We start from the raw sequence: 18,743 nt of genomic DNA, 5'->3' as shown, positions 1-18,743 counted from the left end.
TTACTTTGATTTGATGTTGAGGTACTCTCTGCTCAGCACCCATTTCTCCTGCTCCTTAATGGTAACAGTATCTGTCAGGTATTGCTCAATCATCAGGCCTGCAATAGGAGCCGCAGATTGGCCTCCCCACTTGCCGTGCTCCACGTAAACAGCGATGGCAATTTTAGGATTGTCCTTTGGTGCGAAAGCTACAAACACGGCATGGTCCGGGCCCTGCGGGTTCTGTGCAGTACCGGTTTTGCCGCATACTTCAATACCTACTTTTTGCAGGTTGGCTCTGCGGCCTGTACCTGCGCGCACAACTTCCGACATACCTGCAATAATTGGCTCAAAGTGCTGCGGACTTACAGCGGCATAATGCTTTTCCTGGTACTCCTTCAGCGGCTTGCCGTCATTGCCCACCGAGCGGATAATATGCGGCGTAATGTAGTAGCCTCTGTTAGCGACAACAGACATGAAGTTTGCCATTTGCAGCGGCGTAACGCCAAGCTCTCCCTGTCCTATGCTGAGCGAGTAAATAGTAGAGTACTTCCAGCGGTTTTTGCCATAAACCCGGTCATAGAGGTCAGTAGAGGCTACAATGCCTTTTTTCTCGCCAGGTATATCAATGCCCAGCTGCTGGCCAAAGCCGAAGCTCAGCACCTTCTCACGCCATTCTTTCAAGCCAATAGCGGTATCGGTAAAGGTGTTAGCAGACTTTCCTTGGTTAATGAGTGCCTTGTATGCCTGGTAAAACCACGGGTTGCAGGAGTGCTGCACTGCCCCGTACAGGTTAAGCGGGGATGGGTGCTGGTGGCAGTTTACAAGTGATTTGTTGCAGGCGAAAGTAGTATTTGGGGAAATAACACCTTCTTCCAGTGCAATCAGCGCCTGCGTCAGTTTAAAGATAGAACCCGGCGGGTTCTGGTCTGCCATGATGGGACGGTTGAACATGGTTTTATTAGAGTCCTGGAGCAGGGCCATGTAGTTTTTGCCGTAGTCTTTTCCGGTAAACAGGTTCGGATCGTAGAAAGGGGCTGAAACGTAGGCTAAAATCTCACCGGTAGATGGCTCAATAGCTACTATACTTCCTTTGGCGCCATTCATCAGGTGCTCACCGTAGGCCTGCAGGTCCAGGTCGATGGTGCTTATAAGGTTTTCGCCGGCCACTGCCAAGGTATCAAAGGCACCCTCGCGGAAAGAGCCTTTCTCCACGCCGCGCACGTTCACCATTTTATACTTTACGCCGCGCTGGCCCATCAAATACTTTTCATACTCCAACTCTATGCCAGCTTTGCCAATATAGTCGCCGGGGCGGTAGCCTCTGTAAATGCTGTCTTCCAATTGCTTTGGGCTGATCTCGGCAATATAACCCAGCGCGTGCCCTAAACTTTGGTGCGGATAGCCGCGCGCAGTACGAGCGTTAATGTAGAAGCCGGGAAAATCAATCAGGTTATTCTGAATGTAAGCAAACTCCTGTGTGCTGAGCTTCTGGTAAAAAGGCGAAGGCTGCACATAAGAGAAGGACCGGGCTTTTTTAAGACGTGCCCGTACGTCTTCCAGCGGTAGTTTTACCAGTTCGGCCAGCCGCAGGGTATCCAAATCCTTTACATCCTTCGGAACAACCATCAGGTCGTATACAGGTGTGTTCTGGACTAAAAGCTTGCCCTCGCGGTCATAGATCAGCCCCCGGAAAGGATATTGGATGATGGATTTGATGGCGTTGGTCTCGGCAGCTTGCTTGTAACTACTGTCCACAACCTGGATATAGAAGAGCCGGATGGCGAACACAATGCCCACCACCAGAAATATGCCCTGAATTACGTATTTTCTGTTTTCTAAGTACTTCATCGGTAATCTATTCGCTCTCGCTTAGGTGAGAAGAACAGAAGCTGTATGATAACCACAACGATACCTGTAAACAGGGTGCTGAGCAAGGTCTTCGCCATAGTGTAAAGAGCCGTCTGGAAATTAATCGTCTCCAGAAAGAAGACAGCCATATGGTGAAGCAGAATCAGCGTGAAGGCGTAGGTAAGAAACCAGCGTGTGCCCATCACGTGTATATTTACCGCATCGCTGCTGTCGTAACCATCGCGCGGCGTCAGAAGGTTCAATACATGCGGCCTTAAAAAAGCCAGAAGCACGCTTGCTGCGGCATGTATGCCCATGGTATCGTAAAACACATCTACTGTAAAACCCACTGCAAAGCCTAGAACCAGCAGCCATACTCTGTTGATAGTCAGGGGTAAGTATAGCAAGAAGGCCACATAGATAAAGCAGAAGCCCATACTGTAGAGGGCTAGGTTATCCATGAGCAGCACCTGCAGCGCTACAAACAAAAAAAACTGGATGATATGATTTAAGCCAAAGCTATTGTTCATCTGTTATGATGCCTGTGTTTTGTTCTAAGCTATCACGCTCCTGCTTATAGGTGTTTTCCACCACATACACATAAGACAGCTGCGCAAAATCCACACTCAGCTTAACGCCTATGGTATAAAAGCTTTTGTCCGGCTCCTGCTCTATTGAGCTGATCGTGCCTACCATAATGCCCTCCGGGAATACCGTATTAAAGCCGCTTGTTACCACGGTGTCGCCTTTCTCAGGCTTTACGTGCAGCGGAATGTAGTCTAGCAGCGCTGTGCGGTAGTCTCCTCCCTGCCATTTAATGGTGCCGAAGGTATTATCCTTTTGGAGTTTGGCTGATATCAGCATCTGAGAGTGCAGCAGCGAAGTAACTGTGGCGTAACGCTCCGATACCGTCTTAATGCGGCCCACCACGCCATGCGGGGAAACTACGCCCATGCCTGGCTGAATGCCATCAGCTGTGCCTTTCGCAATCGTCAGGTAGTTGTTCATGCGCCGCACCGAATTGTTGATTACACGGCTAGCCTTTAAATGGTAAGGCAGAGCCAGGCTACTATCAGTAGGGGCGAAGTAGGTGGTATCCAAAGTGGCAGTACTGTCTATCTCCGTGGCCAGACGGAATTGCATTAGCTCCTGGCGCAGGGCTGCGTTCTCGCTTGCCAGCGTCTGGTTAATGTCCGTCAGGCGGAAATAGTCAGTGATGCCGCTCTGGAAGTCCAGTACCTGCCCCACATACCTGTTGGCCGAGTTAAAGAAGGCAGCGCCCTGATACGTGTTGTAACGCACGATCAGGAATATGCACAATACCTCCAGCAGCAGGAACACGAGGAACGCACGGAACCGGTAAATAAATGCAAAAAGATTCCGCATCTCGCCCTGTTAGGTTAGCAGGACGTTCTTAAATCCTTCTATGTTCTTGATGGCTGCACCCGTGCCACGCACCACCGCTCTTAGCGGATCTTCGGCAATGTGGATAGGGAGCTTTGTTTTAGCAGCCAAACGCTTGTCAAAGCCTCTTAGTAAGGCTCCGCCACCGGTCAGGTGAATGCCGTTGTCGTAGATGTCGGCGGAAAGCTCCGGCGGCGCAATTTCCAGCGCTTTCAGTACGGCCTCCTCAATCTTAGACACCGACTTATCCAGCGCAATGGCAATTTCCTGGTACGTTACCTTTATCACCTTCGGGATACCCGTCATCAAGTCTCGTCCACGGATCTCATAGTCGGCTGGTGGGTTCTCCAACTCAGTAAGCGCAGCGCCAACCTCAATCTTGATCTTTTCAGCAGAGCGCTCCCCGATCAGCAGGTTGTGCTGGCGGCGCATGTAATCCAGAATGTCTTTAGTGAAAACGTCACCGGCAATGCGGATAGACTGGTCGCAAACGATACCGGATAGGGCAACCACGGCAATCTCCGTGGTACCACCCCCGATGTCCACGATCATGGAGCCAATCGGTTGCTCCACGTCAATGCCGATACCAATTGCTGCGGCCATCGGCTCCTGGATCATCCATACTTCTTTGGCTCCGGCATGCTGCGCAGAGTCACGTACGGCACGTTTTTCAACCTCCGTAATACCAGACGGGATGCAGATAACCATGCGGTGCGATGGCTGGAACAGGCGGCGGCCCGTGTCAATCATCTTAATCATGCCACGAATCATTTCCTCAGCAGCGTGGAAGTCAGCGATCACGCCATCCTTCAGCGGTCGGATGGTTTTGATGTTCTCGTGCGTCTTCTCGTGCATCTGCATGGCGTTGCGGCCAATGGCAAGTACACGGCCCGTTGTGCGGTCCACGGCGATGATGGAAGGTTCGTCTACTACAATTTTATCGTTGTGGATGATCAGGGTATTGGCGGTGCCAAGGTCAATGGCTATATCGCTGGTTAAAAAATTAAATAGTCCCATGGTGAAGTATGAAAGGGGTGCGGTAGCCCGTTATATTTTCAATATACAATATTTCTAATCAAAAACTTGCGGCAAAATTAGTGAAATTCAGTGGAATTAATAATGCAAGTTGCCTTCTGTTACCCGAATAAACATTTTATTTATTTTGAGAATCTGCTCCACACACAGCTGATTGATTGGTTAACGCTATATATAGGCTTAAATTGGGCTCTGCTCAGAAAACATAAAAATCCCCGGCCTCGTCAGAAACCGGGGATTTTTAGCGATACCTAACGTATGGTGCAGCAAATTAATGCTTAAAGTGCCGCACGCCTGTCATCACCATAGCAATGTTATGGGCATCGCAGTAGTCAATTGAATCTTGGTCTTTGATAGAACCTCCTGGCTGCACAACAGCCTTAATGCCAGCTTTATCAGCTATCTCCACGCAGTCCGGGAAAGGGAAAAACGCATCAGAAGCCATTACCGTCTGGCTCACGTCAAACCCAAAGCTATTGGCCTTCTCGATAGCCTGGCGCAGGGCATCCACACGCGAGGTTTGGCCTACGCCGCTCGAGAACATCATCTTGTCCGTTGCCAGTACAATGGTGTTGGATTTGGTGTGTTTACATACTTTGGCGGCGAATACTAGCGCCTTCTTCTCCTCGGCGGTTGGCTGGCGCTTAGTGGCGGTTTTAAAGTCAGCCTCCGTCTCGGTAGCCAGGTCCTTGTCCTGCTCAATCACGCCGTTCAGCAGTGTCTTGAACAGTTTGGTTGGCAGCTCCACTGATTTCTGCTTCAGTAGGATGCGGTTTTTCTTTGTCTTCAGCAGTTCCAGTGCATCCGCGTCAAACTCAGGAGCAATCAGCACTTCGAAGAAAAGCTTGTTCAGCTCCTCGGCCACGGCCATATCAATTGTTCTGTTCGCGATGATCACACCGCCGAAAGCCGATACCGGGTCAGAGGAAAGGGCATTCAGGTAAGCCTCTTTCATCGTGTCGCCGGTGGCGCATCCGCAGGCGTTGGTGTGCTTCAGGATGGCAACTACAGGCTCCTCGAACTCAGCGGCCAGAGCCACGGCAGCGTCCACATCCACCAGGTTGTTGTAAGAGAGCTGCTTGCCGTTAAGTTGCTCAAACAGGTCTTCCAACTTGCCATAGAAAGTGCCTTTCTGGTGCGGGTTCTCGCCATAGCGAAGCGGCATGCTGTGCTGCACACTCTGCTTAAATGCCGGAGTCTCCTCGTTGACATTCATGTAGTTGAAGATATGCGTATCGTAGTGCGAGGAAACGTTGAAGGCCTTGGCGGCAAAGCGCTTGCGGTCTTCCAGCTCCGTGGCGCCGTCTTTCTCCTGCAGCAGCTCCACCACCTCGTCATACTGCTCGCGCGATGACACGATCAGTACATCCTTGAAGTTTTTGGCCGCCGCACGGATCAGGGAAATGCCACCGATATCTATCTTCTCGATCACGTCTGCCTCTGCTGCGCCTGATGCCACGGTTTCCTCGAACGGGTAGAGGTCCACAACTACCAGGTCAATCGGCGGAATTTCATACTTCTCGCGCTCCGAAAGGTCGCTATCGTTGTCGCGGCGATGCAGGATGCCTCCGAACACCTTTGGGTGCAGGGTTTTCACGCGGCCACCGAAAATAGATGGATAGTCAGTCAGGTCTTCCACGGCTACTACCTGGGCGCCCTGCTCTTCCAGAAACGTTTGCGTGCCGCCGGTAGAGTAGATGGTTACGCCGTGTTGCTTAAGCAGCTCCACGAGTGGTTCCAGGCGGTCTTTGTAATATACCGAGATCAGTGCGGATTTAATTTTAACGGGTTGCATGGGCAATGAATGTATGGGGTTGATTATCGTATTTTTAAAGTTGCTCCTTTTTCAGGATCAGTTTCTCTACCACCAGGGGCAGAAATTTATGTTCCAGCTGCAGCACGCGCGCGGCAAGCTCCTCGGGGGTATCGGTAGTGTATACAGGGCAATGCTCCTGAAGTATAAACTCGCCTTTATCGTACTCTTCATTGACGCGGTGTATGGTAATGCCCGACTTGTCGTCGCCGGCCTGCACCACGGCAGTATGCACATTTAGGCCGTGCATGCCTTTGCCGCCATACTTTGGCAGCAGCGCAGGGTGTATGTTAATGATGCTGTCGGGGAAAGCTTGCAGAAAGTTTTGCGGCACCAGCCATAGGAAACCGGCCAGCACAACCAAGTCGGGCTTGAATTGCTGCACCTGCTCCACCACTTTATCGGAGTTATAAAACTCATCCCTGGAAAATAAAAAAGCCGGGACGTGGTAGGTCTCGGCTCGTTGAAGGGCATACGCTTTCGGGTTGTTGGAGAACAGGGCGGCCACACGAATTTCAGGGTGGTGCTCAAAATGCTCCAGCAGCCGCTGCGCATTGCTCCCCGATCCAGAAGCGAAAATAACTATATTTTTCTTGTTCTTGGGTTCCAATGGTATTGGGTTGTAATGAAGCTACAAATATAGGATGTTCTTGGGTAGATATAAATGTATAAGTATAAAATCGTGGTTTATACTTTGAATAGCTGTTCTTGTTGGCTGCTGTTCTTCTCAACTTGAAATAAGCTATACTTACTGGCTACAGCTGATCCCTGGCTTTACGACCAGCTTGTTTCAGTTTTGGCTTTGGCTCCCTCAAGGCCGGGAGGCCTCGCCTTCGGGCATCGCGCTGGAAGCTTTTCCTGCCCTCGTGCCTCGGGCTGCCTCGCTCGCGCTCGTCACCGGAAAAACTCCAAAGGCGCTCAACCCAAAGGCTGGGATCAGCTGACAGAGCTTCAACAGAGTTCCCCTCCTTTGACAAGGAGGGGCAGGGGTGGTTGGACCCGGTGATGCAGAGCAGAGCAGTAAAATCGTTCCAAATTCCCCTCTCGGGAGGGGCAGGGGTGGGTTTACTGCTGGTCGTGACCAAGCCGTAGTTATCCAGCAGCTAGCGGTTTATACTTAAGCTGGCCAAGTACAAACCGCTTTACTCGCCTTCGTAGAAATCAATCAAAGAGGCAAAGTATGCCTCGTCCCAACCTTCGGTAATATCTTCGTAAGCTTCGTCTGGGATGTTGGCGTGGCGTAGCTCGGCGGAGGTGCCATACTTGTGGGGGTGCAGTTTAATGGTAACAATGGAAGCTTTTTCCTGCTCACCGAAGTACCACTGCTGCACCAGCATCTTGTTTTCTTCAAACTCCAGGTTTTTGCCGGTTATGCTTCCTTCCCAAAGCGAAAACTCTGAACCAGGCTCTGTAGACATTTCTGCTGGCTCGCCTGTCCAAAGCTGTATGGTCTGCGGGTTTGTCAGGGCAATATATACTTCCTCGGGGTCAGCGGGGATGATGTAGTATTTCTTATAGTCTTTCATTTGTGGGGATGTGATAATTGTAGGTTAAAGCAAACCAGAGACAGCAGTATCCGGTAAGTCCTATGCCTCTATTTCTTATTTCTAAGTTAATTCCAGTACTTCTCAATAGCCACGGCAACACCATCTTCTATACTTTTAAGCGTTATCTCGTCGGCTACGGCTCTTACTTCTTCGCGGGCATTTCCCACGGCTATGCCAAGGCCTGCTTCCTGCAGCATATGAATGTCGTTGTAGTTGTCGCCGAAGGCCATTACCTCTTGCATGGCTATGCCAAAACGCTCTTTTAGCAGCAGTTCCAGGGCTGTGGCTTTGGAAATAGCACGCGGCGCAATTTCTAAATAGGTGTCTTTAGAGCGATAAGCATGTACTTTATCGGCGTAGTTACTATTCAGTTCCTGCTGCAGTGCATCTATCTCGTCGGCGGGGCCCATGCACATTACCTTGTGCGCGCCTGTCTCTGCCTGGTGCCACTTATCAAGTATAGGCGCCAGTTCGGCAATCTTCGGAGTGACTTTCGTTATGCGCTGCTCGCGCTCTGCCCAATAATCCAGTGAAGGAGCGTACCAGTTATCCTGCTCATAAAGGCTTACGTGTATGTCGGTGCCCGTGGTAAAGTCGTGGATAATCTGGCAGATACTCGACTGAATCTGTACAGAATCCAGTTGCAGAGGCGAGGCCTGATCATCCTCAAAATGAATTACATAACCGCCGTTAAAGCAGATAAGCGGGTGGTGTAGGATATTCAGCTCCTGCTGCAGGTGGCGCATAGCGCTCGGCATGCGTGAGGAGGCCAGAATTACCGGCACGCTTCTGTCCAGGTTCCTGAAAGTATGAATGGTGCGCTGCGACAACTGGCGCTCGCTGTTGAGCAGGGTGCCGTCTATGTCAGTGCAGATAGCTCGGAATTTCATGCGTGGGTACTATGGTTTAGGCTGCAAGTTACAAGTATAGGTTGCCAAAACCGAACAAATGCATGGTCTTTAGCTGCCCGCCGTTCTATACTTTCTGCCTCGCTTTTAATGACCAGGTAAAGCGGAATGCTGCTACCTGATCTCCGCCCTCATCTACACCAATACTTGTTGCCACCACGGTTACACCCTCTCCGGTAGCTTTTGTTTGCTCCACAGCCTGTTGTATCTGTTGGCCGTCTTGGCAGGTAAAGGAGATTTTGCCCACCGCTTTCTTCGTGAAGTTAGCCTCCATGTTCACCACCAGCATAGATACGGCAGGTTTGGATTTGTACACATGCATCATGCAAAGCGCACCCGTGGAGAGCTCGGCCGCCATACTTAAGCAGGCAAAGTAAATGGAGTTAAACGGGTTTTTATTGATGTATTGGTAAGGTATGGTAACGGTAGCGCGCTCTGTGGTGAGAGAGGCGACGCGCAGGCCCGCCAAATAGGCCATCGGTAATTTAGCCAGCAGGAAGAGGCGGAACTTAACCGGCGATGTAACCAACTTCTGAAACTCTTCGGCATTGTTTTGCTGGTGCTTCATAGGCGTATTTAAGTATTGCTCAAACGTTTACTTCTTGGCTGCAACCTTTGCAGATGCCCTCAGCTGAGAAATGCAGGCGATCGGCTATATAACCTTGTGGCAGCGCCAGAAGCGGAATATTCACGTCGTTCAGGCAGAAGGTTTGGCCGCAGGAGGAGCAGTTGAAATGTATGTGGTTGTCTTGGTGCTTTTGCTGTGAGCAGGCGTCGTGTTTACAGAGCGCAAACTTTATAGCGCCGCTTACATCTTTTATGCTGTGTATCAGCCCGTTCTTTTCAAACGAATACAGGGTGCGGTAAATCGTTACACGGTCATAACTGTCACCGATAAGCCTTTCCAGATCTGCATGCGAGAGTGCAAAGCCGTTGCACATAAGCTGGTGCAGTACCTCCAGCCGGCAACCAGTTTTACGCAAATTATAGTCTAATAGCAGCTGTTGCGCTTTGTCCATTTTTATTGCTATTCCCAGTCTGTAACAATATCAAATATACATACTTGCCTTGATAAAACAATAAACGCTTACAAACCGCAAAAGATATATAGTAAAAAAAGTATTAAAAAATGAAAGCAAAAGCAGGCCTTTTGCGTATGTAAGCTAATACTATCTCTAAAAATCATATTATCACACCTAATATTGAAAAGTTAAAATTTTTCACAATGAAAAAAACTCTACACGTTATTGCGACTGTAATGGCCTTTGTGCTGGCAACAGGTTTAAGCAGTGCACAGACTAAAGAACCTACCATAAACGGTACCCTTGATGTGATCTCTGAACAGGGAAACTTGGCTGTGGGAACAGATATACAGTGGCAGGTGCTAATAAACTCTTTTGACCGCGTGGGCGAGAGTGCAAACCTGGAAATAAAGCTGCATAACCCGGCTCAGAGCGAAAACTTTACCTTATTCTATAACTCTAACCGCGAAGCCACAACAGAAGATGAGGCAGTGTACTCAGAAGTAACTTTTGAGGATAGCGTTGCTGTAGTTGGGCCTGAAGGAGGTGAGGAACTGATGGATTCTTACAAGGAGTTCTTTAAAATCAATTTCTCAGCGCCCGGTATTTATAAGTATGACCTGATCCTGCGCCGCGCTGATGGCAACCCTTTAGCAACAGTAACCGAAACTATTACGGTTGGCACAGTGGCAGGCATTGATGATATGATCGGAAACACACGCGTAGCTGTTTACCCTACCGTTTCGGAGGGGGCAGTAAGAGTAAACCTGGGCAGCATCCGTAATGCAAATGTTGCTGTAGTGGATATTTTAGGCCGCAAAGTGCTTGAGCTACGCAATGCAAACGGTATTGTGGAGATTGACACCAAACAGTATGCCCGCGGCACTTACTTTGTAAAAGTAATGGCTGAAAAAGATGTAGCATCAAGTCGCCTGATTGTAAGGTAACGCAACAAAATTGCTTATTGATTACAAAAAGCCTGGGTCTGCCGCCCGGGCTTTTTATTTTACAGCAGCAGCATAGACAGTATGCCGGTAAACATAATAAGCTTATTTAGGTTGCTGAGGTACGTAAAATCGCGTTTGCGGTCTGCGCGCAGCAGCTTTACGATTAGCCAGACACTTGGCAGCAGTACAAGCAACACCATGTAGCCATCAAAAAGCAGACTGGAGGCAGGGTGAAGTATAACAATGATAACAAAAGTCTGAAATACCGCCACCAACGGGTAAAGCACCAGTTTAGCGCCTCGCATACCAGCTACAATAGGCAGTGTGCGGCACTCAAAGGAGGCGTCGCCTTTCATATCCTCAATGTCTTTGATAATCTCCCGGATAAGCGAAATCAGAAACGCGAAGGTGGCATAGCCAAGCGTAATGCGGTTAAGCTCGTCTGCGTACACAGCCACTATCAGCAGCATAGAAGCCGAAAGCAGCGCAATCACCACATTTCCGATCAGCAGCATTTTCTTGAGCCGTGCCGAATAGCCCCAGAGCAGCAGCACAGCCCCCAGATTTATAAGCCCTACAGGTATAGAGAGTAACAACCCCAACAGCAAACCCGCTCCTGACAAAATCAAGTGGGCAAACATGGCCTTTCGCCTGCGTATCCGGCGGCCTATCAGTAGCCGTTCCGGCTTATTGATGGCGTCAATCTTGATATCGTAGTAGTCGTTGATGATGTAGCCGGCGGCGGCTATGCAAACAGTAGAGAGCGCCAACACCCAGAATTTTGTGTCTAGCAGCCTGTGCCACTCCAGGCCCGGGGCCAAAAGGCAAGCCTGCACCAGCGCCTGGCTCAGTACAATCATGACCAAGTTGCGGGCACGTATTAGTGTCAGGATGTATTTCACGGGCGGTATGGGTGCAGGTGTGGCTTGATGCTACAAAATTACGACGCAACACCGAACAGGCAACAAAAAAAGCCCCTGTAGTAGGGGCTTTTCCTGTGCATGTAAAGTATGTTTGCTTAGAACTTCTTCACGTTTACTGCATTGATTCCTTTTTTGCCTTCTACCGTGTCGAACTCAACGCGATCGTTTTGCTCAATCTGCAGACCGTTTAGGCCGGTAACGTGTACAAAGAAATCTTCGTTAGTGTCGTCTTCGGTGATAAAGCCGAAACCTTTTGATTCGATAAAGAACTTTACTTTTCCTGTCTTCATAAAAATTGAACTGTTGATGGTAATTAAACTGGTCGTAAACTAAAAATTATTTTCTATATATCCAATAGTCTATTAAATAAAATCTTCTATTTATTGGTAAAATAGTATAAATCCAATTTAGCTACCAGTTGTCCTGTGTTTTCATGATAGTCTCAATAAGCTGTCTAACAGCTCCCCGGCCTCCATTTTTAGTGGAGATAAATGTAGAGATGGCTTTAATGTCTTCGGCAGCATCGGCTGGGCAGGCGCGCAAACCGCAGCGCTGCATTACCTCATAGTCCGGCATGTCGTCTCCCATGTAAGCTACCGTGGCCGGATTAATGCCCTGCATGTATAAGTAATCCTCCAGTGTATCCACTTTTTCATCAATGCCTAAATAAATGTCTTCAATGCCCAGCTGTTCGAGGCGGCGGCGCACACCGGGCTCGTTTTTGCCTGAGATGATGGCAACGCGATAGCCTTGGCTGATGGCGTGCTTAATGGCAAAGCCGTCTTTTATATTAAAAGCGCGAACTTGTTCGCCGTCGGCAAAGCAGTAAAGCAAACCATCGGTTAGCACACCATCTACATCAAAAACGAATGTGTTGATGCTTTTGAAGTCAGTTTGGGTAATAGACATATAAGTGATTTATAGGTGAAGGAGCTTTAAACTGGCAGCTCTATGTTACTTTATAAAAACTGAAAAGGCTCTTTCCGCTGAAAGAGCCTTTAAAAGTATAGAAAATTCTGAATTTATACTTGCAGATACAGGTATGAATTAATCCTGGTTATCGCGCCACTCGTATACCCAGGCCGCTTGGATTTGCTCCAGGTGTCCTTCGTTAGCCTGCTCGCGGGTGCCCTCAAAGTTAGGCAGCGACAGCACCCAGTCCAGCAGCTCGGTGAAACGGATGCGGTAAATCTTAGACTCTGTAAAATCATCGCCGAACTTCTCGTAAAGCGCCATGGCAATGTCTTCGTAATCGTTCCAGTGTATTGGTGGCTCGTAGCTCATACTTTGTCTTTCTCTTTATCATCCAGCATTTACCTGTTACCGATAGATGCCGTTTGTTGTTTATCTAATGAATTAATGGCCCAGAAAATCCTGCTCCGGAATAGTAACCACAACATCCTCATTGCCCTGCACTACGCACTGGCAGCCTAGCCTGGAGTTGATGCGCGGATCTACAGCACGGTCAATATAGTCTTCTTCTTTGTCTGAGATCTCCGGCAGGTCGTCCATGCCGGCTTCTATGTATACGTGGCAGGTGCTGCAGCCACACACGCCGCCGCAGTTGTGCTGCAGCTGTATGCTGTTGTTAAGGGCTACATCCAGCACTGATTCGCCTTCAACAGCCGGGTGAGTCTCATCCGGTGAGCCGTCGGCAAACTTAAATGTTATATTTACAACTTTCATGTCTGTGTCTTTATACTAAAGTGCAAAGTTACAAAGCCAGCTTTCCGAATCAAAGTATACGAGAAGGCTTATACGCTGGCTTAGTTTAACAGGTATTTGGAATAAATGGTTAATGGTTTTTAGAAGCGGCCTGTATACTTTGTGTGAGCAGCCGGTAAAGCTCCTGCAGTTGAGGCTGCTGCTGCAGCATGTGCAGGTGCGCTTCAATCACGTTTTGGTCGTGACGGATAGCGGGACCGGTTTGAACCGTGTACGGGTGCTGCTGCATGGCCTTGGCAATAGTTTCCTGCAAGAGCGGCTGCAGCAGGTGGTGGGGCAGGTTGGCTTCCTCAAGCAGTTCTCGGCTGATGCCCAGCAAATGATTGGTGAAATTACAGGCAAACACGGCTGCCAGGTGCAGCTGCTTTCGGGCCCCTGATGCCACGGCTTCCACAGTGCTGCTTATACTTTGCGCCAGGCTCAGCAGCAGCTGAAGCGTTTCCTCATCCCTGGCCTCTAAAAGTATAGGCACCTGTTTAAAGTCTACTGTTTTGGTTTTAGAGAATGTCTGGAGCGGATAAAAAACACCGGTTGTAGCGCCTTTTACAGTGTTAAGTATACTCAAGGGCTGCGACCCTGATGTATGTGCCACCACTGTTCCCTGTTTTACCTGCAGAGCGGCGGCCACAGAGGCAAGTGCGGCGTCAGGCACGGCTATTAGGGCAACGTCAGCAGCAATGGATTGAAAATTAAGCGAGCCGACAGGTTGCGCGTGAGGCAAAAGCTGAGCCAGTTCTTCGCGGGGAGAGGCGGAGCGGCTGTAAGCGGCGGTTATGGTATGCCCCGCCGACTGCAGCGCCTGTGCCAGATGCCAACCCACATTGCCTGCTCCAATTATAGCTATGTTCATACTTTCTTGTTTATACTTTGCTGCTACGGCAAGTTAAGCGGTACGGGCTGCAAAACAAAAAAGCCTTTGCTACAACAGCAAAGGCTTTTAATACGGTCGGCTGCAATTAAGCTGCCTGTGCTTTTCTCTTTTCTTTCGGAGCGGCTGGCTTGGCTTTTGCGCTACCGTCTTTGCGGCGCACAATGGCCATCACAAAACCGATAGACATAACAATAGTGCCTATCCAGAGGATGTTTACAAAAGGCTTTTCAATTGCTTTTAGAATCACATAGTCCTTTTGCGAAGCGTTTACACCTATCTTAAACTTGTTATTTTCTGTGTCGATGTTCAGGAAGGTGAGGCGCAGGCCAAGATCACCGACTTCTTCCGGTACGCGGCCCATCATCTGGTTCTTGATCATCAGCACCGGGTGTGCGTGGTAAGTTTTACGCTCTCCGTATATTTTCAGATCAGCTTGCACGGCCACATCGCCTGGTTCCAGCGTTACGCCCGGCACTTGCTTTATCTGCTCCACACCGTTAAACACAGCCACATAATCATTCAGGATAATAGTGTCTCCAACGGCAAGATCATACTCCTGCAGCTCGCCCCAGTCTTTCTCCTCGTTCGGGTCAGGAATGGAAGAAACGTGGGTATAAAGGTCCATGTTAGCAAAATGCTGAATATCCGGAGAAGCTAGTAGGCCCATGTTAGGGTTTACCTGCGCGCGCGGATAAAGGGTAAACACCTTATCGCCTTCACGCTCTTTAAACTCTACCTTGTAGTATGTGTTTTCCGGAGAGTATAACTCTAGTGTATCGCCGGTCTCGAAGTATACTTTGTCGTCTGCCTTAATCTGGCCGCGCGCGATGGTTTTATACGGGTCGGCGGTAGGGAAGAGCAGCTCTCGGTTTATGTAACCTGGTACGCCGGTCACTTCCTGAAACTGGCCATGGTAGCTTACGCTATACTTGTCCATGTCCACGGGCGTGTTGCGCCACAGCAGTACGTTATCGCGGTTAATATCTTCCGGAAACTCACGGGAGTAAACTAAGCCGGATGTATTTTGGGAGATAATATTGTCGTAACCTGATGAGAACAGTATGCCCAGCAGCATGAGTGCTATGCCTATGTGCGCCACGGCACCACCCGAAAGCGATATCTTTTTGTGCAGCAGGCTCAGGATGATGCTCAGGTTAGCAAACACAGCAAACAAGGCGGCTACCAGTAAGATAATAAACACAGGATTGTCCATGGTCTCGTGCAGCATACCGAGCTTGGAGAGCACGATAATCAAGCTGGCGAAAAGCAGCGTTAGCATGCCTGGTAAAGTAATCGCATCTACAAAGCTGCCTTTCTCGCCTTTGCGCCACCACAGTAATTGGCCGATGCCGGTAAGTATAGCAATTGCCACACCGCCCCAAAGCTGAAACTTGGTATAGTGTGCAATCTGATCAGCTGGCAGCGCTGCATTAGACTCTATGCCGATAAAGCCCATAAAAGAGTTGTAAACCGGAATAGAAGTGGTAAACAATACCTGGAAAGCAGCCAAACAAAGTACAACTGCCCCAATAAACACCCAAAACTCGCCGCTGTAAGTGGTCAATTCTTTATCAGTAGTCGGAATACTTTTCCAGCGGTATACCAGTAGCGCAACCGCTAGCACAGCAAGCGCCGCTAAGTATGAAAACAGCTGGCCGGAAAGGCCAAGGTCCGTAAATGAGTGCACAGAGGCATTACCCAAAATGCCGCTTCGGGTGAGGAAGGTAGCGTAAAGGATAAGTATAAAAGAGGCGATCACCAGTATGAAAGAGGCTTTCAGACCCGACTTGCCACGGTTATAGGCAATCATTGTATGGATAGCGCCCACAAGCACCAGCCACGGAATGTATACGGCGTTCTCCACCGGGTCCCAGTTCCAGTAGCCACCAAAGTTGAGTGTTTCATACGCCCAGTAAGCACCCATCATAATGCCAATGCCCAAAGACACAGCCGCAAAATGCGACCACGGCAGGGCAGGCTTAATCCACTCGGCAAACTTACCTTTCCAAAGGCCGGCTATAGCGAAGGCAAATGGCACCAGTGTAGCTGCAAAACCCAGGAACAGCGTTGGCGGGTGAATCACCATCCAGTAGTTCTGTAGCAGCGGGTTAAGGCCAGTGCCATCGGCAGGTACAAAATCAGGGTCCATGGCGAACACTGGCGTATCCGGCATAAAGTCGCGCATCAGAATAAAAGGAGAGGAGCCGATCTTCAGGTCTCCAATCACCACACCCAAAATCATGGATGTAAGGAAGAGCTGCACAAAGGCGAAAACACCCATTACCGGAGCTTCCCATACTTTGTTTTTACGGCTGCTGTTAATCAGCACCACGCCCAGCACTACATGCCAGAATATCCAGAGCAGAAACGATCCTTCCTGGCCTTCCCAGAAGCTGGAGATCATGTAATGAACCGGCAGGTGGTTGGAAGAGTGGCTCCAGGCGTAGTAATATTCGTAACGATGCTCGTGAATAATGTTGAACAGCGAGAAGATTATCATCATGACGGCGGCTCCGTGCACGTAAAAAGCCCCGCGTGCCAGCTTGCGCCAGCTATCGTCGCCGGTGAGTTCTACGTTGGCGCGCGACGCCATAAAGTATGCGTAAGAGGATACTATGGCCGCCACAAAAGCCACAATCACACTCGTATGGCCAATATCCCCGATCAGCGTGTTAATCATCTTTGAAAGTTATAGAGTTAAAAGGTTAAAGAGTTAAAAGGTTAAAGAGCTGATTTTCTAACTCTTTAACCTTTTAACTTTCTAACTACATTAAAGGCTTGCTGTGTTTTGCTGGATTTCTTTCTCCACATACTTAGATGGGCATTTTAGCAGGATCTTGTCGGCTACAAACACATCTTTTTGCATGTTGCCTGTAATCACGACCTGCTCAGAGCGCTCGAAGTCCTGCGGTTTAGGGTTGAAGTACACTACCCGCTGCTCTACACGGTTGGTATCTACCAGCGTAAAGCTAAAATAATTGGGGTCCACAAGCGGGTCGTAGTTCATCTCAACAATGTGGCCCTGAGGATCTTTTTTAAGACGGCCTACTACGTGTACTTTGGTCATGTCGCCATCCTCGGCGCGCTCAATGGCCTCACCGAAAGATACATACGTGCTGGCATCGCCCACCGAAGACATGATGATAACAATTGCTACAGCAATCACTAAAATCCCGATGATGTGTGTCTTTTTCATCTTAGTAAAAGTATAGGTACTCTTTTTCTGTTAGCCTAACACATGACGAATCGTTTTAAATCCATCCTGCAAAAACTATTTAAAGGCTCAAAAAGGCACACACCAAAGGGGTAATCCGTCAGCGGGTGCCGTTTTAAGTAATGGGCAGCACTTTGGCCTCAAAGGCTGTGCTTTCAGTTGTTTTACCCTCTCCTTCCTGCAGCCTGATGAAAAAATCATCTGAATCAAGAAGTTTGTAGGTGCGCAGGTGCCGCTGCGATATAAACCACATTTCGTGGTAGGTGTTGCTTATTATAAAGAAGCACTCCGATGTTTCGCTGGCATTGTAAACGCCCAATACTTTGTAAGCAAAGGCTGGGTCGAAGCGGCCGTCGTTAATCGGGTGCGGTTTCACGTGCTCCAGCGGACTCAGCGAAACATATAAGCGAGGGTTTAAGGTGATGCTCATCGTAAAAAAGTATAAACTTGAATTTAGATGAACTTTCTACGCAAATCTCAGCCCTGCTGGCTGAATGCGCAGGCTACTTTAAACCTCTTTATTTATTACCTGTTCACCAGGTTGTCTTTCAGTTGTTTCTCCAGTTGGCTTACCTTTCGGTCTATGGTTACCAAGTAGGCAATAGTGCCCGCCAGCACCGATAGCAGCACAATCACCACCACGTAAATTTTCCCATCCTGGCGTAAGGTGTCTGCCATTTCCACATCATGTTGCGGAGCCGACGAAAGCTCTACCTCCGTTTGGGCAGCCTGCGCTTGAGCCGGCTGCAAGCCTGCTGCGGCGCCAAGTATAAAGCACCACAAGGCCAGTATTCTAAACAGTTTCATATAAGCGTTGTCTCAGTATTTCTAATCTTGATTTTACGTTCACCATCCAAATTCCCAGCAGCGTCCAGCCTAGTACGGCCGGGTAAAAGATGATGCGCAGGCTGCTGTCCATGTCGTAGGTGTTAAAGCCGGGGTTGCCGCCGTTGCCGGGGTGCAGCGAGTCGGTGAGGCGCGGGAGTATAAACAGCAGCGGAATAAGCGCCGCAAACGCAAAAATATTATACACGGCACTGATGCGCGCGCGCTGCTGCTGTTCGCTAAACGAACTGCGCAGTACCAGATAAGCGAAGTAAATTAACAAGCCAATGGCTGATGCGTTCTGCTTCGGGTCATTGCTCCAGTACTCGCCCCAAGTAAATTTGGCCCACTCCATACCTGTTACAATGCCCAGCACGCCAAAAAGTATCCCTACTTTGGCAGCCTCGAAAGCTATCACATCGTTTTTTACGGTAGGGTCGCTCAGGTATTTAATAGAGTAAACTACCGAAACCAGCAGGATCAGGATCATGCCAAACCACATCGGCACGTGAAAGAACAGATTGCGGATGGTTTCATTAAGTATGGCCAACCGCGGCACTTCAGCAAGCATACCGGCCACTACCGTAAAAACCAGTAGCACCACTGCCAGTACTTTCCACCAATTCTTCTTCATTTTTATCAACTAAATATCTGGGATGCAGAAGCAAAATAATTTGCT

22 protein-coding genes are annotated in these 18,743 nt (G+C 49.1%); 1 reads left to right on the top strand and 21 read right to left on the bottom strand.

From position 1 onward, the window contains the following. The 10 genes from mrdA to Q1B04_RS04525 form a co-directional block, all read right to left on the bottom strand. Positions 1 to 1,830 carry a penicillin-binding protein 2 gene (gene mrdA / locus Q1B04_RS04570; protein ID WP_299756107.1) on the bottom strand — a complete coding sequence of 610 codons (1,830 nt, stop codon included), beginning with the start codon at positions 1,828 to 1,830 and terminating at the stop codon, positions 1 to 3. Further along, positions 1,827 to 2,360 (bottom strand): hypothetical protein, encoded by a 534-nt coding sequence (locus tag Q1B04_RS04565; RefSeq protein WP_299756105.1) that lies wholly within the window; start codon positions 2,358 to 2,360, stop codon positions 1,827 to 1,829. The genes mrdA and Q1B04_RS04565 overlap by 4 nt, the downstream gene beginning before the upstream one ends. Beyond that, the gene (gene mreC, locus Q1B04_RS04560; RefSeq protein ID WP_299756103.1) at positions 2,350 to 3,216 is read right to left on the bottom strand and encodes a rod shape-determining protein MreC; all 867 of its coding nucleotides are present in this window, start codon (positions 3,214 to 3,216) and stop codon (positions 2,350 to 2,352) included. The genes Q1B04_RS04565 and mreC overlap by 11 nt, the downstream gene beginning before the upstream one ends. A gap of 9 nt (positions 3,217 to 3,225) precedes the next feature. Continuing rightward, positions 3,226 to 4,251: a rod shape-determining protein gene (locus Q1B04_RS04555; RefSeq protein ID WP_046310045.1), complete on the bottom strand. Its 1,026-nt coding sequence runs from the start codon at positions 4,249 to 4,251 to the stop codon at positions 3,226 to 3,228. 289 nt (positions 4,252 to 4,540) lie between these two features. Continuing rightward, positions 4,541 to 6,064 (bottom strand): bifunctional phosphoribosylaminoimidazolecarboxamide formyltransferase/IMP cyclohydrolase, encoded by a 1,524-nt coding sequence (gene purH, locus Q1B04_RS04550; RefSeq protein ID WP_299756099.1) that lies wholly within the window; start codon positions 6,062 to 6,064, stop codon positions 4,541 to 4,543. Positions 6,065 to 6,098: 34 nt separating this feature from the next. Beyond that, positions 6,099 to 6,692, bottom strand: coding sequence for a phosphoribosylglycinamide formyltransferase (gene purN, locus Q1B04_RS04545; protein WP_299756097.1), 594 nt, complete (start codon positions 6,690 to 6,692; stop codon positions 6,099 to 6,101). 532 nt (positions 6,693 to 7,224) lie between these two features. Continuing rightward, positions 7,225 to 7,608, bottom strand: a complete 384-nt coding sequence (locus Q1B04_RS04540; protein WP_299756095.1) for an SRPBCC domain-containing protein — start codon at positions 7,606 to 7,608, stop codon at positions 7,225 to 7,227. An 86-nt stretch (positions 7,609 to 7,694) separates the two neighbouring features. Continuing rightward, positions 7,695 to 8,519, bottom strand: a complete 825-nt coding sequence (locus Q1B04_RS04535; protein ID WP_299756093.1) for a Cof-type HAD-IIB family hydrolase — start codon at positions 8,517 to 8,519, stop codon at positions 7,695 to 7,697. Positions 8,520 to 8,604: 85 nt separating this feature from the next. Then, a complete protein-coding gene (locus Q1B04_RS04530) occupies positions 8,605 to 9,105 on the bottom strand; it encodes a DUF4442 domain-containing protein (protein WP_299756092.1) in 501 nt (166 codons plus the stop codon). A 19-nt stretch (positions 9,106 to 9,124) separates the two neighbouring features. After that, positions 9,125 to 9,556, bottom strand: coding sequence for a transcriptional repressor (locus tag Q1B04_RS04525; protein WP_299756089.1), 432 nt, complete (start codon positions 9,554 to 9,556; stop codon positions 9,125 to 9,127). A 206-nt stretch (positions 9,557 to 9,762) separates the two neighbouring features. Here Q1B04_RS04525 and Q1B04_RS04520 point away from each other — a divergent pair, with 206 nt between their 5' ends. Continuing rightward, a complete protein-coding gene (locus Q1B04_RS04520) occupies positions 9,763 to 10,506 on the top strand; it encodes a T9SS type A sorting domain-containing protein (RefSeq protein ID WP_299756086.1) in 744 nt (247 codons plus the stop codon). A gap of 59 nt (positions 10,507 to 10,565) precedes the next feature. On the opposite strand, the gene Q1B04_RS04515 is transcribed toward Q1B04_RS04520, so the two are convergent. From Q1B04_RS04515 to ccsA (Q1B04_RS04465), 11 genes are all read right to left on the bottom strand, one after another. After that, the gene (locus tag Q1B04_RS04515) at positions 10,566 to 11,408 is read right to left on the bottom strand and encodes a geranylgeranylglycerol-phosphate geranylgeranyltransferase (protein WP_299756084.1); all 843 of its coding nucleotides are present in this window, start codon (positions 11,406 to 11,408) and stop codon (positions 10,566 to 10,568) included. 116 nt (positions 11,409 to 11,524) lie between these two features. After that, positions 11,525 to 11,719, bottom strand: a complete 195-nt coding sequence (locus tag Q1B04_RS04510; RefSeq protein WP_299756082.1) for a cold-shock protein — start codon at positions 11,717 to 11,719, stop codon at positions 11,525 to 11,527. Between the two features lie 121 nt (positions 11,720 to 11,840). Next, a complete protein-coding gene (locus tag Q1B04_RS04505) occupies positions 11,841 to 12,338 on the bottom strand; it encodes an HAD family hydrolase (RefSeq protein WP_299756079.1) in 498 nt (165 codons plus the stop codon). Between the two features lie 138 nt (positions 12,339 to 12,476). Then, on the bottom strand, positions 12,477 to 12,713 hold the full coding sequence (gene iscX / locus Q1B04_RS04500) for a Fe-S cluster assembly protein IscX (protein ID WP_299756077.1): 237 nt from the start codon (positions 12,711 to 12,713) through the stop codon (positions 12,477 to 12,479). A 72-nt stretch (positions 12,714 to 12,785) separates the two neighbouring features. Beyond that, positions 12,786 to 13,115 (bottom strand): 2Fe-2S iron-sulfur cluster-binding protein, encoded by a 330-nt coding sequence (locus Q1B04_RS04495; RefSeq protein WP_299756074.1) that lies wholly within the window; start codon positions 13,113 to 13,115, stop codon positions 12,786 to 12,788. 109 nt (positions 13,116 to 13,224) lie between these two features. After that, on the bottom strand, positions 13,225 to 14,004 hold the full coding sequence (locus tag Q1B04_RS04490) for a Rossmann-like and DUF2520 domain-containing protein (RefSeq protein WP_299756071.1): 780 nt from the start codon (positions 14,002 to 14,004) through the stop codon (positions 13,225 to 13,227). 106 nt (positions 14,005 to 14,110) lie between these two features. After that, positions 14,111 to 16,705 (bottom strand): cytochrome c biogenesis protein CcsA, encoded by a 2,595-nt coding sequence (gene ccsA, locus Q1B04_RS04485; protein WP_299756069.1) that lies wholly within the window; start codon positions 16,703 to 16,705, stop codon positions 14,111 to 14,113. 90 nt (positions 16,706 to 16,795) lie between these two features. After that, on the bottom strand, positions 16,796 to 17,221 hold the full coding sequence (locus Q1B04_RS04480) for a cytochrome c maturation protein CcmE (protein WP_299756066.1): 426 nt from the start codon (positions 17,219 to 17,221) through the stop codon (positions 16,796 to 16,798). Between the two features lie 133 nt (positions 17,222 to 17,354). Further along, positions 17,355 to 17,669 carry a hypothetical protein gene (locus Q1B04_RS04475; protein WP_299756063.1) on the bottom strand — a complete coding sequence of 105 codons (315 nt, stop codon included), beginning with the start codon at positions 17,667 to 17,669 and terminating at the stop codon, positions 17,355 to 17,357. 95 nt (positions 17,670 to 17,764) lie between these two features. Then, positions 17,765 to 18,046: a CcmD family protein gene (locus Q1B04_RS04470; protein WP_299756061.1), complete on the bottom strand. Its 282-nt coding sequence runs from the start codon at positions 18,044 to 18,046 to the stop codon at positions 17,765 to 17,767. Further along, the gene (gene ccsA / locus Q1B04_RS04465) at positions 18,033 to 18,698 is read right to left on the bottom strand and encodes a cytochrome c biogenesis protein CcsA (protein ID WP_299756058.1); all 666 of its coding nucleotides are present in this window, start codon (positions 18,696 to 18,698) and stop codon (positions 18,033 to 18,035) included. The genes Q1B04_RS04470 and ccsA (Q1B04_RS04465) overlap by 14 nt, the downstream gene beginning before the upstream one ends. Positions 18,699 to 18,743: the final 45 nt, after the last annotated feature.

Source organism: uncultured Pontibacter sp. (assembly GCF_947495565.1).
Classification (GTDB): Bacteria; Bacteroidota; Bacteroidia; order Cytophagales; family Hymenobacteraceae; genus Pontibacter.
This window is presented reverse-complemented; position numbering and strand designations above follow the sequence as displayed.

What these genes read in the sequence shown, in the direction of transcription:
- Q1B04_RS04535 (WP_299756093.1), bottom strand. Translation starts at nt 8,519, where the DNA reads ATGAAATTCCGAGCTATCTGCACTGACATAGACGGCACCCTGCTCAAC.
- Q1B04_RS04555 (WP_046310045.1), bottom strand. Translation starts at nt 4,251, where the DNA reads ATGGGACTATTTAATTTTTTAACCAGCGATATAGCCATTGACCTTGGC.
- ccsA (WP_299756058.1), bottom strand. Translation starts at nt 18,698, where the DNA reads ATGAAGAAGAATTGGTGGAAAGTACTGGCAGTGGTGCTACTGGTTTTT.
- mrdA (WP_299756107.1), bottom strand. Translation starts at nt 1,830, where the DNA reads ATGAAGTACTTAGAAAACAGAAAATACGTAATTCAGGGCATATTTCTG.
- purH (WP_299756099.1), bottom strand. Translation starts at nt 6,064, where the DNA reads ATGCAACCCGTTAAAATTAAATCCGCACTGATCTCGGTATATTACAAA.
- ccsA (WP_299756069.1), bottom strand. Translation starts at nt 16,705, where the DNA reads ATGATTAACACGCTGATCGGGGATATTGGCCATACGAGTGTGATTGTG.
- iscX (WP_299756077.1), bottom strand. Translation starts at nt 12,713, where the DNA reads ATGAGCTACGAGCCACCAATACACTGGAACGATTACGAAGACATTGCC.
- Q1B04_RS04540 (WP_299756095.1), bottom strand. Translation starts at nt 7,608, where the DNA reads ATGAAAGACTATAAGAAATACTACATCATCCCCGCTGACCCCGAGGAA.
- Q1B04_RS04530 (WP_299756092.1), bottom strand. Translation starts at nt 9,105, where the DNA reads ATGAAGCACCAGCAAAACAATGCCGAAGAGTTTCAGAAGTTGGTTACA.
- Q1B04_RS04505 (WP_299756079.1), bottom strand. Translation starts at nt 12,338, where the DNA reads ATGTCTATTACCCAAACTGACTTCAAAAGCATCAACACATTCGTTTTT.
- Q1B04_RS04565 (WP_299756105.1), bottom strand. Translation starts at nt 2,360, where the DNA reads ATGAACAATAGCTTTGGCTTAAATCATATCATCCAGTTTTTTTTGTTT.
- Q1B04_RS04490 (WP_299756071.1), bottom strand. Translation starts at nt 14,004, where the DNA reads ATGAACATAGCTATAATTGGAGCAGGCAATGTGGGTTGGCATCTGGCA.
- Q1B04_RS04525 (WP_299756089.1), bottom strand. Translation starts at nt 9,556, where the DNA reads ATGGACAAAGCGCAACAGCTGCTATTAGACTATAATTTGCGTAAAACT.
- Q1B04_RS04510 (WP_299756082.1), bottom strand. Translation starts at nt 11,719, where the DNA reads ATGAAGACAGGAAAAGTAAAGTTCTTTATCGAATCAAAAGGTTTCGGC.
- Q1B04_RS04475 (WP_299756063.1), bottom strand. Translation starts at nt 17,669, where the DNA reads ATGAGCATCACCTTAAACCCTCGCTTATATGTTTCGCTGAGTCCGCTG.
- Q1B04_RS04470 (WP_299756061.1), bottom strand. Translation starts at nt 18,046, where the DNA reads ATGAAACTGTTTAGAATACTGGCCTTGTGGTGCTTTATACTTGGCGCC.
- Q1B04_RS04495 (WP_299756074.1), bottom strand. Translation starts at nt 13,115, where the DNA reads ATGAAAGTTGTAAATATAACATTTAAGTTTGCCGACGGCTCACCGGAT.
- Q1B04_RS04480 (WP_299756066.1), bottom strand. Translation starts at nt 17,221, where the DNA reads ATGAAAAAGACACACATCATCGGGATTTTAGTGATTGCTGTAGCAATT.
- Q1B04_RS04520 (WP_299756086.1), top strand. Translation starts at nt 9,763, where the DNA reads ATGAAAAAAACTCTACACGTTATTGCGACTGTAATGGCCTTTGTGCTG.
- mreC (WP_299756103.1), bottom strand. Translation starts at nt 3,216, where the DNA reads ATGCGGAATCTTTTTGCATTTATTTACCGGTTCCGTGCGTTCCTCGTG.